We start from the raw sequence: 10,767 nt of genomic DNA, 5'->3' as shown, positions 1-10,767 counted from the left end.
CGTTCAGCGCGACCGCCGAACCGAACCGTCGCTCGCCTCCAGCGCCGGGACATTGAGCGTGTTGCCGCCGCTCAGGCCCTTGCCCAACTGCGCCTGGATCGAGCCGCCCGAGAAGTTGCCGTCGATGAAATCGATGACATAGACCGCGCCCGTCTGCGACAGGCTGTTGCCGCTACCGTCGGCGCCGTTGAAGGTCGGTGCACCGACCGCGAGCCGGTTGCCCTGCGCATTCAGGGACAGTGACGTTCCGAACCCGCCATTGCTTTGCAGGCCGTCGATGCTGACGTCCTTCAGCGCCGACGCCGTCGGGGCATAGCCCAGGCCCAGCTTCGCCGTCAGCGACCCACTTTTGAAAAGGTTCGTGCTGACCGAATTGTCGAAGCTGTAGAGGTATGCCGCGCCGTAATCGCCGGTCGTGTTACCCTGACCATCGTCTCCGGTGACGCCGACCGCCAGACGATCGCCGGCGGCATTCAGCGCGACCGAAGAGCCGAACTTGTAGGACGGCCCGAGGGTTGACACTTCGACGTTGTTGTCGATGCCGCCATAGCCCTTGCCCACGGTCGACCATTTCGTCCCTCCCGAGAAACCGGTGGCGCCGTTGGTCGAGGTGAAGCTGAACAGATAGACGGCGCCGAGGCTGGTTCCCGTTCCGTCCGAACCCTTGTTCTGGGGCGCGCCGACCGCCAGCAGGTTTCCCTGTGCGTTCAACGAGACGCTGCCGCCGAAATTCTCCCCGGCGCGCAGCGTGGAGATATCGCGGTCCGCCGCCAGGCTGCCGGCATAGCCGCTGCCCGTATAGCCTTTGCCCAGCCGCGCCTTCAGCGTGCCGCCGGAAAAATTCGTATCCGAAAAGCCGAAGAGATAGACCGCACCGTAATTATTGTCGGCGGTGCCCGGCGATATGCCGGCGCCATCGTCGCCCTGCGCACCGACCGCCAGACGATCCCCGGCCCCGTTCAGCGCGACGCCGGTGCCGAAGGCATCGCCGCCGTCCGGCGCCGTGAGACTGACGTTCTTGCCACCGGTATAGCCCCGGCCGATGATCCCCTGCAGCACGCCGCCGCTGAAACTCGCGTCCGCGAAGCTGAACAGATAGACCGCGCCGGTCGATGCCTGATCGTTGGCGACCCCGGAATCGTCGGGCGCCCCCACCGCCATGCGGGTGGCATCGGCATTGAGCGCGACGGAAGAACCGAAACGGTCGCCTTGATCGAGCAGCCCGCCGATATCGATGTTCTTGTCGTTATACCCCTTGCCGATCGTCCCCGCCTGCGCGCCGCCGGCGAACTTGTTGTCGGCGAAGGTGAACAGGCACACCGTGCCGCTGCCGAAGCTGTTACCGGTCGCGTCGACGTCGTTGACCGCGCCGACCGCCAGCCGCGTCGCGTCGGCGCTCAGCGCCACCGCGCTGCCGAAGCTGTTGCGGGCGGTGCCACCGACGATCGGGATATTGGGCGTCGAGCCGACGATCCGGCCCGCGGTCGCGTTCAGCGTGACGCCGTGGAACGCCGACGTCCCGTCGAACCGGAACAGATAGACCGCGCCGCCCGTCGTCTCGCCGGTGCGCGTCGGCGCCCCGACCGCGAGGCGATCGCCGGTCGCGTCGAGCGCGACCGAGGTCGCGAACCGGTCATATTGCGACAGCGTGACCTTGTTCGCGCCGGCTTCGCCGTTGCCCAGCTTGCCGATCAGCGACGCGCCGGAAAAGTCGGTGGCGGAGGTGAAGCCGAACAGATAGGCGGCACCGGTCTGGAGCAGGCTCGCGCCGGTTTCGATCGGCGCACCGACGGCCAGCCGGTCCCCCGTCGCATTCAGCGCGACGCCGGTGCCGAACTGCGCCCCGGCGACCGCGCCCGTCACGCCGATGCCCAGATTGTTGCCCGCGCTGCCGCTGCCGCCATAGCCCGACCCGATCGTCGCCAGCAGTGACGGCGTCTTGAACGGCGTCGTCAGATCGGACTGGTCGAAGCCGAACAGATAGACGGCGCCATAATCGGCGGAGGTGGAACCCGCGCCGCTGCCATCCTCGAGGGGCGCGCCGATCGCCAGACGATCGGCCGCCGCGTTGAACGCCACGCTGCTGCCGAACCGGTCGCCGATATCCAGCCCGGCGACGGCGATCGTATAGCCGCTGCCGATGACGCCGCGCTGCATCGCATTGCTGAAGTCGTTATCGCTGAAGCTGAAAAGGTAGACGGCGCCATAATCCTTGTTGGTGCTGGACGCGTTGCCGCTGCCGTCGTCGCCACTGGCGCCGACCGCCAGCAGATTGCCCGCCGCGCTCAGCGCGACGCCGCTGCCGAAATTGTCCGACGCCTCCAGCGCCGAGACATCGAAGTTCCTGCCGCCGGTATAGCCCTTGCCGATGATCCCGCGCAGCGTGCCGCCGTTGAAGCCGCCGTCGCTGAACCCGAAGAGATAGACCGCACCCGCGTCGGTATAGCCGTTGGAGAATCCGTCGTCGCCGACCGCCCCCACCGCCATGCGCGTCGCGCTGGCATTCAACGCGACCGACGAGCCGAAATTGTCGGTGGAGGACGCGACGGCACTGTTGGCGTCGTAATATTTTCCGTAGACCGCGCTTCGCGTCGGGCCGCTGAACGCGGCGTCGGTGAAACTGAACAGATAGGCGGCACCCGATCCGGTGAGGGCGTTGCCGGCGCCGTTGTCGGTCGGCGCGCCGACCACCATCCGGTCGCCGGTGCCGTTCAGGGCCACCGACGTGCCGAAGGTATCGTTCGCCTCCAGACCGTCAACGTCGAGGCTCCCGGTGCTCGTATACCCCGCGCCCAGGATGCCGGTCTGCGTCCATTCCGGCCCGGTGCTCGAACCGCTCTTGGTGAAGAGGAAGACGGCGCCTGTGGTGGTCGTGCCGCTGGCGCTCTTGGTGAACGGCGCGCCCACCGCCATCACGGTGCCGGTGGCGTTCACCGCCACCGACTGGCCGAACCAGCCGCCGCCCGTCATGCCGGTCACCGACGTTCCGCGCGCGCCGTCCGTGCCGAAATTATAGCCGATCGTCCCCTTCTTCGTCGGCGTGGTGAAGTTGGCGCCGAACGAATAGGTGTAGATGGCCCCCGCATTGCCGCCGCTCAGCGATCCGTTGTAGCCACCGTTCGCGACCGCGCCGATCGCCAGGAAGCTGCCGTCCGAGCTGAGCGCGACACCGGCGCCTAGCGCGGCCCCGACACCCCCCGTCGGATCCAGGTCACCGTCGACCGTGATCGTCTTCGCCAGCGAGCCACCGGTGAAGGCGCCACTGGCTTCCCCGAAATTGTACAGATAGACCGCGCCGGCGTTGGTCCTGTTATTATTGATGCCGTCATATTGATAGGCACCGACCGCCAGCTGGTTGCCGGTGCCGTTCAGCGCCACCGCGCTCCCGAACCAGTCGCTCGTGCGATAGGGAGAGGGGCCGCCCAGATTGTTGCCGCCGGAATAGTTGCTGCCGACCGTCGCCGCGAGCGCGCCGCCGGAAAAATTCGTATCGGTGAAGGTGAACAGATAGACCGCGCCATAGTCGTTCGATCCGGCGGCGCCGGGGCCGTCGTCGAACGGCGCGCCGACCGCCAGCCGCGTGCCGTCGGTGTTCAGCGCCAGCGACGTACCGAATTCGTCGTTCGCATCCAGCGCGGCGACATTGACGTTCTTGCCGCCGGTATAGCCCTTGCCGATGATCCCCTGCAGCGCCGATCCGCCGAAATTCGTATCCGCAAAGGTGAAGAGATAGACTGCGCCGGTATGACTGGTGGCATTGAGCGGACCGGAATCGTGGTGCGCGCCGATCGCCATGGCCTTGCCATCGCGGCTGAGCGCGACGCCGCGACCGAAATTGTCGTCGGCGTCCAGGAAGCCGGTCAGTCCGCCGATGCCCCGCAACCCCTCCAGCGCGGGCAGCGCGCGATTATAGCCGCGACCGATCGTGCCCGCCTGCGTGATGCCGCCGGAGTACCTACCAAAATCGCTCCACGAGAGGGTGAACAGCCGAACTGCGCCGGAGCCGCTTGCGTCCGCGAGCGCGCCCTTGTCGCCCGGCGTTCCCACGGCCAGCCGTAAACCGTCCCCGCTGAGCGCCAGCGCCGCGCCAAAGTTGCTGCCTGTATACCCGCTGATGCTGTCGGCGAAATTCAGGTCCTGAAGATCGAGCCTGTTGCCGTCATTCCCGGATCCATTACTGTTCCCCCGGCCGATCCAGGCGGCAGTACCGCTGACCGTTGTGCCACCCTCCAAGTCCGTTAATTGCAAGTCGGGTCGCACGTTGACCAGATAGGCGCGTCCACTGCCCGATCCCGTGGCGGCAGGATCGCCCAGACCGGGTGCGCCGATGAATAGCTTGTTTCCCGCCGCGTTCAGGGCAACCGCCGCGCCGACCTGTCCCCCATCACGGAATTTGACGTCAAGCCGCGCATATTTTCCGGCAACGTTTTCGATCTGTGGTATCGCTGCGACAAAGGATCCGAACGTCGGCGCGCCCGTCGCTGCCGAATAGGTCGCGTCGCTCGATTTTATCAGGAAGACGGCGCCAGAATTGTTGACCGACGCTGGCGTTAGACTCGTATAGTGGGGCGCCCCGATCGCCAGTATCTTTCCGTCACCGGACAAGGCGACGGCCCCACCGAAAGCCGTGCCACTCGTCAAACTCGGCCTAGTATAAGTAAGAGGAAAATTGGCCCTGTCGATATATCCGGTCAGGCTGCCGGCACCCGAATCCATCCCGGACCAGGTGTAGACGGCACCCACGTCGGTGGCGTTGTTCGTGCTGTCGTCGGCGTCGACATAGTCGGTCTTCGGCGCACCGACGGCCATGACCTTTCCGTCATTGAAAATGGCGACCGCACTGCCGAACGCGTCGCCGGCGTTGAGCAAGGGATTGGAACTGCCATCTACGACATTGGAGCTGGTGAACCCGTTGTAATTGCCTCCGTAATTCGACCCGCCCCAAAGATAGGCCGGAGTGATATTCGCGTTGGAACCCACGTTGAATTTGTAGACGGCCCCGCGATCCTTGTTGGCGGCGGATGCCGTAGCATCGGAATATCCCCGGCCATCGTCACCCGGCGCACCGACGTAGAGCGCGGTCGCGCTGCCATTCAGGGCGACCGCGGACCCGAATTCGTCGTTCGGGTCGAGCGACTGGGCCATGTCGTAATTGGTGCCGCCGGTATAGCCGACACCGATAATCCCCTTCAGCGCCGCGCCGCCGAAACTGGTGTCGGTAAAGCCGAAGAGGTAGACCGCACCCGCATTCGTCGACTGGTTGAGCGAACCGCTGTCCCCCGGCGCGCCGACCGCCATCACCGTCGCATCGCTGTTGAGCGCGACGGCCGCACCGAAGCGGTCGTTCGTCTCCAGCTGCGCAATGCCCGGCAGGGCGTACCATTTGCCGATGATCCCCTGATACGCCCAGGACTGCGCCTGCGCGGCGTCGCCGATGATGATGTTCTTCGGGTCGAGCAGCAGGTTGCCGCCGCCGGTGGCCACCCGGTCCAGCGCGACGTGGCGCAGGTCCTGCGCGGAGGACAGCTCGACCGCGCCGCCGCTGCCCTTCGCGCCGCTGCCGCGCGCGTCGATCGCGCCCATGAAGGTGGTCTGCGCGTCCGACCAGACGACCGCCGTGCCGCCCTGCCCCTTGCTCGCGCGCACGTCGATCCGCGTGCCGTCGTTGACGAAGGCATGGCCCGCCGTGGCCAGCGCGGGCAGGTCGCCCCAGCGGCCGACGAAGCTCTCGTAATAAGGCTGCGCGGTGTCGGGCGTCTTGCCGCCCTGGAACGCCCCGCCGATCCGCACCAGACCGCCGCCGCCACGCCCGGTCGCGGTGACGTCCGCGCTGAGCAGCCGCAAATCGGTCGCGGTCATGTCGATCCGCCCGCCCAGGCCATAGAGGCCGTCGGCGGCATAGCGGCCCGAGGTCATCGCAGTGTCGGTGATGATCGAGCGGATCGTGCCGCCGTCGATCAGGCCCGACACGTCGGTCCGCCCGTCGCTGTTCTCGAACAGGCGCGCCGCCTGATAGGTGACGCTGCCGCCCGAACCCAGTGCGCTCGTCGCGGTGACGCTGCCGCCCAGCGACAACAGGCTGTCGGACCTGACCGCCACGCTGCCGCCGGTCTGGTGCGCGCCGGTCGACGAGGCGTCGATCGCGCCGCCCAGCCCGACCGCGCCGCCCGCGACGGTGACGCTGCCGCCGGTCGCGCCCGCCGCGGTGATGACCGACCTCGCCTCGGTGGTGATCCCGCCCGATCCCGACAGCGTGATCACCCCGCCTTGTGACGAAACGGCGTCCGCGCGCACGATCCCCGCGACGTTGACCGAGGCGTTGACCACCTCGCGCGCGGCGGTCGCGGTCAGCAGGATCTTGCCACCGCGCGCCGCGATCGTGCCGTCATTCTCGACCAGCGCCTTCACCGGCTGGCCCTGCGCATCCTTCAGCGTGCCGGTGATCGCGTCCGACGCGGCGAAGCGGACCAGCCCGTCGCCATACAGGTCGATCCCGAAGCCCTTGCCCGCCGCCAGCGTCACCCGGCCCATATCGGCCTGGATCAGCCCGGAATTGCGGACGTGCGGCGCCACGAACGCCGCCATGCCGGCGTCGCGGATCGTGATGCGGCCCTCGACCACCACCTCGGCCTTGTCGTTGCCGCCATCGGTGAAGCGCAGCAGCGAATCGCCGCGCAAAAATCCGGTCGCGTCAATGTCGTGCGTCGACACGATCAGCCCGGCGGTGTCGACCTGCGAGCCCTTGCCGAACAGCACGCCGTTACGGTTGATGAGGACCACTTGGCCATTGGCCTTGATCGACCCCATGATCGCCGAGGGATCGCCACCGATCACGCGGTTGACGGTGATCGAACGGGCATCGGGCTGCTGGAAGACCGCGACGTCGCCCGCGCCCAGCGAGAAGCGGTCCCAGTTCAGGATCGCGCGATCGCTGGTCTGCGTGATCGTGGTCTGCGACGTGCCCTGCCCGGCGATCGTCGCCTGACCGCCGACGACCTGACCGCCCGTGACTTGCGCAAACGCCGGGGCGCTGCACACCAGCGCCCCGGCGGCCACCGTGATCGCAATCCCGCTTACGCCGCTGTGCCAGCGCTTGCCCCTGTTCGTCATCGCGTCAAACCTTGCCAGTCAGTCGTTTCATGTCTCGGCCGGAGCCTGTCCCCGGCCGGCGTTCAGAAGCGGAAGGAAACGTTGCCGAGCAGCCGCGGACTTCGATCCAGCGAACTGCCCTTCACCGTCTTGATGATCCGGCTCACCTCGATCCCACCGCTGATGTGGTCGGTCAGGCTCAATCGCAGCCCCAGCCCCGCCGAGGCTGCCGATTCCTCGCGCCGTTCGCCGGGCAGCAGGCGCCCCTGCTGCCAGACGCGCCCGGCGTCCGCGAAGCCATAAGCCTGCAATCCCACCGGCAATCCGGCGATCGACGCCGGCATGCTCCAGCGCAGCTCGATGCTGGAGAGCAGGCATTGATCGCCGACGATCGACCCGGAATCGAACCGCCGCCCGAACCGCCGGCCGCCGTAGCTGCACTCCGCCGAGCTATAGAGCGGCCCCTTGGCCGAAACCTGCCCCTGCGCGGCGATCAGCGTCGAGATCTGCCCGCTGCCCAGGCGCGCGATCGGTTGGAGCCGCTGCACCTCCAGCGTGAGCAACAGATAGTCGAGCCGCCCGTTGAAGCGGCTGTTGGCGGTCGCGCCGAACAGCTTGAAGCCCTGTTCCATTCCCAGGCGTAGCGAACTCGCCGCCAGATGCGCATCGGTGACGTCGTAGGTCAGCGCCGTGACCGTCGAGCGCAACCGGTCGCGCAACTCTGCACGCCCCAGCAACTCGGAATCGGTATGCGCCAGCGCCGCCCCGACCTCGAGCGACAGGTTCTGCGTGCGCGACCGGATCACCGGATAGCTCAGCGCGACGCGACCGGTGGTCGCGCTGCCCTGATAGCCGAGCAGGTGCAGCAGCGGCGTGGTCGGGCGGGTGTGCGCATAGCTGCCCGACACCGACAGCGAGAGCCCGTCGTGGTCGAGCACGGTGGCGTAATCGCCCGCGACGTTCCAGTAGGCGTCGCTGGTGACGCTCTGGTACGCCCCGACCCGCAGCCGGTCGCCGCCGGTCAGTAGCGCATTGCCCTCCACCGTGCCGCCGACGACATGGGTGCCCAGCGACTTGGGCATGAAGCTGTTGTAGCCGACGTCCATCGAGCGTCGCTTGCGCGTGATGTCGATCGTCAGGATCGAGCCGCCGAGCACGTCGGGCGATGGCGACAGCGTCGCGCGCGCTGCCACACCGGGCACGTCGTTGATGAGCAGCAGATAACGCTCGAGATCGGCGTTGCGCAGCGGCCGCGACCGGCGGATGCGGTCGGCGATCCCCGCGACCGGACCATGCCCGAGCAGCCCGCGCGGCAATTTGTCGCCGGTGAAGTCGATCCTGTCGACGAAGCCCTCGACGACGCGGAGCGTGACCACGCCGTCCTTGATCTGCTGCTGCGGGACGACCCCGAACGACAGCGCGAAGCCCTTCTTCGCATAGACCCGCGTCACAGCATTGGCGAAGCGGAACACGTCCTCGACGCTGACCTCCTCCCCCGGCGCGTGCTTCCACTCGCGCATCAGGCGCGCCACCGGGATGACGGTCGCGCCTTCGATCCGCACCTCGGTCCACGCGAAGCGAGTGGCCGCCGCCGCCTCGGGCGCGACCTGTTCGGGAGCGGCCTGCACCACCGGCGGCGCCGCGGGCACCGGCTCGGGAGCGCGCGCGATATTGTCCTGAACCCGGTTGGGATCGAGCGTCGGCGGCACGATCTGCGGCGGCAGCGCCTGCGCCCTGGCCATCGGAACGAAGCCGAAGGCGATCGGCAGCGCCGCGCGTGCGAGACCGTCTATGGTGATCCGGCAACGGATCGATCGGGGGCGTGCCGGGCGTTGGGGAAGCATCAAAACGAAAGCCTTGGTCGATAAAGCGGAAAATGATGGTGCCGGGGCCGCGGATCGCATCACGCCCCCTGCAGACGAAGGACGACGGCGCTGTCTGGAAGCCGCCAGGGACGCTCGGCGGACGGAACACCCACCAGGAAACCCTGCTGCCAGTTCGCCTCGGTCGTTCGCACCAGTTCGGCCTGCATCGGCGTCTCGACGCCCTCGACCACGACCTCGGCCCCGAAGGACCGGGCGAGTCCGACGATCCGACGAAAGATCGTGCCGTCCTGCTGCGTCTCCATCGCCCGACCGAGATAAAGCTTGTCGATCTTGATGATGTCGGGCGAGAACAGCCGCAGTTGCTGGATGGACGCGAAGCCGACACCGAAGTCGTCGAGCGCCACCTTGCAGCCGCGCGACTTGAAGGTTTCGATCAGCGCGACCGCCGGAGCGAGATCAAAGACGTGCGTCGTCTCCGTAATCTCCCACACCAACCGCCGCGCGACATCCGGACGCCGCCGCAACCGCGCGTCGATCTCGCCCCACCAATGATCGCAAGCGAGGCTTTGCGCGGAAACGTTGATCGCCAGCGTGACGTCGGGCGTCGCCTCGAGCTCGTCGAGCACCGCCGAGGCGACATAGCGATCCAGCAGGCAGGCGAAGCCAAGGCGCTCGAGCGCGCGCATCAACGTTTCCGACGACTGGAAGGCACCATCGCGACCGCAGGGACGCAGCAGCGACTCATAATAGAGCGTCGAACCGGGACCACTGTCGACGATCGGCTGCCAGTAGAGGAACAGCCCTCGCCCATCCTTCATCTTCACCGTCGCGTCGGGAAGCAGCAGCGGCATCAGGTCGGCGGCGAGTTCCATGTCGGCGCGGTAGTGCGCCGCCGCCTCGATCGAATCTTCGACCGGATGCCCACCGAAGGCGAAGAGCCGGCCGTTCTGGCAGGTCGAAACGTCCCAGTCTCCGGAGAGCCAGACACAAAGCCGCCCCGCCCGGGTTTCCACCGGGCTTCCCATCACCGCCGAGCAAAAGGTCGGGAACCACGCCAGTATGAGCGCGGCAATGACGTCATCGGCAAGTTCGAGGTCATCCCCCAAGGTCGCGAGCAGAATGCCATTCGGCCGCTGCGCGATTCGCGCCGACGAGGGCAGTGCCAGACCAAGTCGCCGAGACAATTCCGCGACGACGTCCTCCGCGACATCTTCGCCATAGGCATGAGCGATATGCGCGTAATTACAGATACGTAGAGTAAGCCGGATCGGTGTCGCATTGGCATGACGGACACTCAGGCCCGGGCCGAAGGTTCGCGCCATCGCACGAACCATATTCTGCCACCCCACTTCCATCATGCCCGCTTCCCCCGCGGGATGCCTGTCAGGTCATCACGCAGACGATGACCTAGACATAATTATACTTGCGAGCAAGTTTGTAATTTTTTCAATAGCTCATTTGTGAGTAGATTTTGAAGTTGCTGGATATTTTTTTACCAGCCCCACTCAATTCAATATTCAGACACATCATATTTTAACTATGTTGTCGTAAGCGCGACCGCAGACAAAATTACCTTTGAATGTCAGTATTTTGCCGCCAGATGCCCGGCGTTGACCGGTAGATGTCACGGTGCAAGAGGACACTTTCGACGCCCCCTCCCGCAAACTTGATCGGAATCAGTTCGAGCGTCTCTAATTGCTGCCGGAAGGATTCACAAAGCAATTTCACCATGTAGGATGAATGAGCAGAACTCCGGATCCTGCGGCAATCCTGTCGATCATGCAACAGTGACTTTCAGAATCCCAAGTTGTTGCTTTGACTAAGTTTCTAGAGCGGCACGTACATCCAAGCA

The 10,767-nt window shown here is 66.2% G+C and carries 3 protein-coding genes; all 3 read right to left on the bottom strand.

What is annotated here, in order from left to right; genetic code table 11:
* Window positions 1-3 precede the first annotated feature (3 nt).
* The 3 genes from PGN12_10130 to PGN12_10120 all read right to left on the bottom strand — a co-directional run bounded on the left by PGN12_10130 (window position 4) and on the right by PGN12_10120 (window position 10,273).
* Window positions 4-7,110: a filamentous hemagglutinin N-terminal domain-containing protein gene (locus tag PGN12_10130; GenBank protein ID MEH3104250.1), complete on the bottom strand. Its 7,107-nt coding sequence runs from the start codon at window positions 7,108-7,110 to the stop codon at window positions 4-6.
* Window positions 7,111-7,172: 62 nt separating this feature from the next.
* Window positions 7,173-8,831, bottom strand: coding sequence for a hypothetical protein (locus PGN12_10125; GenBank protein MEH3104249.1), 1,659 nt, complete (start codon window positions 8,829-8,831; stop codon window positions 7,173-7,175).
* A 161-nt stretch (window positions 8,832-8,992) separates the two neighbouring features.
* Window positions 8,993-10,273: an EAL domain-containing protein gene (locus PGN12_10120; GenBank protein ID MEH3104248.1), complete on the bottom strand. Its 1,281-nt coding sequence runs from the start codon at window positions 10,271-10,273 to the stop codon at window positions 8,993-8,995.
* Window positions 10,274-10,767 lie beyond the last annotated feature (494 nt).

Origin of the sequence: Sphingomonas phyllosphaerae (assembly GCA_036946405.1) — a bacterium.
GTDB classification, from domain to species: Bacteria; Pseudomonadota; Alphaproteobacteria; order Sphingomonadales; family Sphingomonadaceae; genus Sphingomonas; species Sphingomonas phyllosphaerae_D.
The sequence above is the reverse complement of the archived record's forward strand: the minus strand, read 5'-3'. Positions and strand labels throughout refer to the sequence as shown.

Excerpts from the sequence above, each read along its gene's own strand:
- PGN12_10130 (MEH3104250.1), bottom strand. The coding sequence starts at position 7,110 with ATGACGAACAGGGGCAAGCGCTGGCACAGCGGCGTAAGCGGGATTGCG.
- PGN12_10125 (MEH3104249.1), bottom strand. The coding sequence starts at position 8,831 with ATGGCCAGGGCGCAGGCGCTGCCGCCGCAGATCGTGCCGCCGACGCTC.
- PGN12_10120 (MEH3104248.1), bottom strand. The coding sequence starts at position 10,273 with ATGATGGAAGTGGGGTGGCAGAATATGGTTCGTGCGATGGCGCGAACC.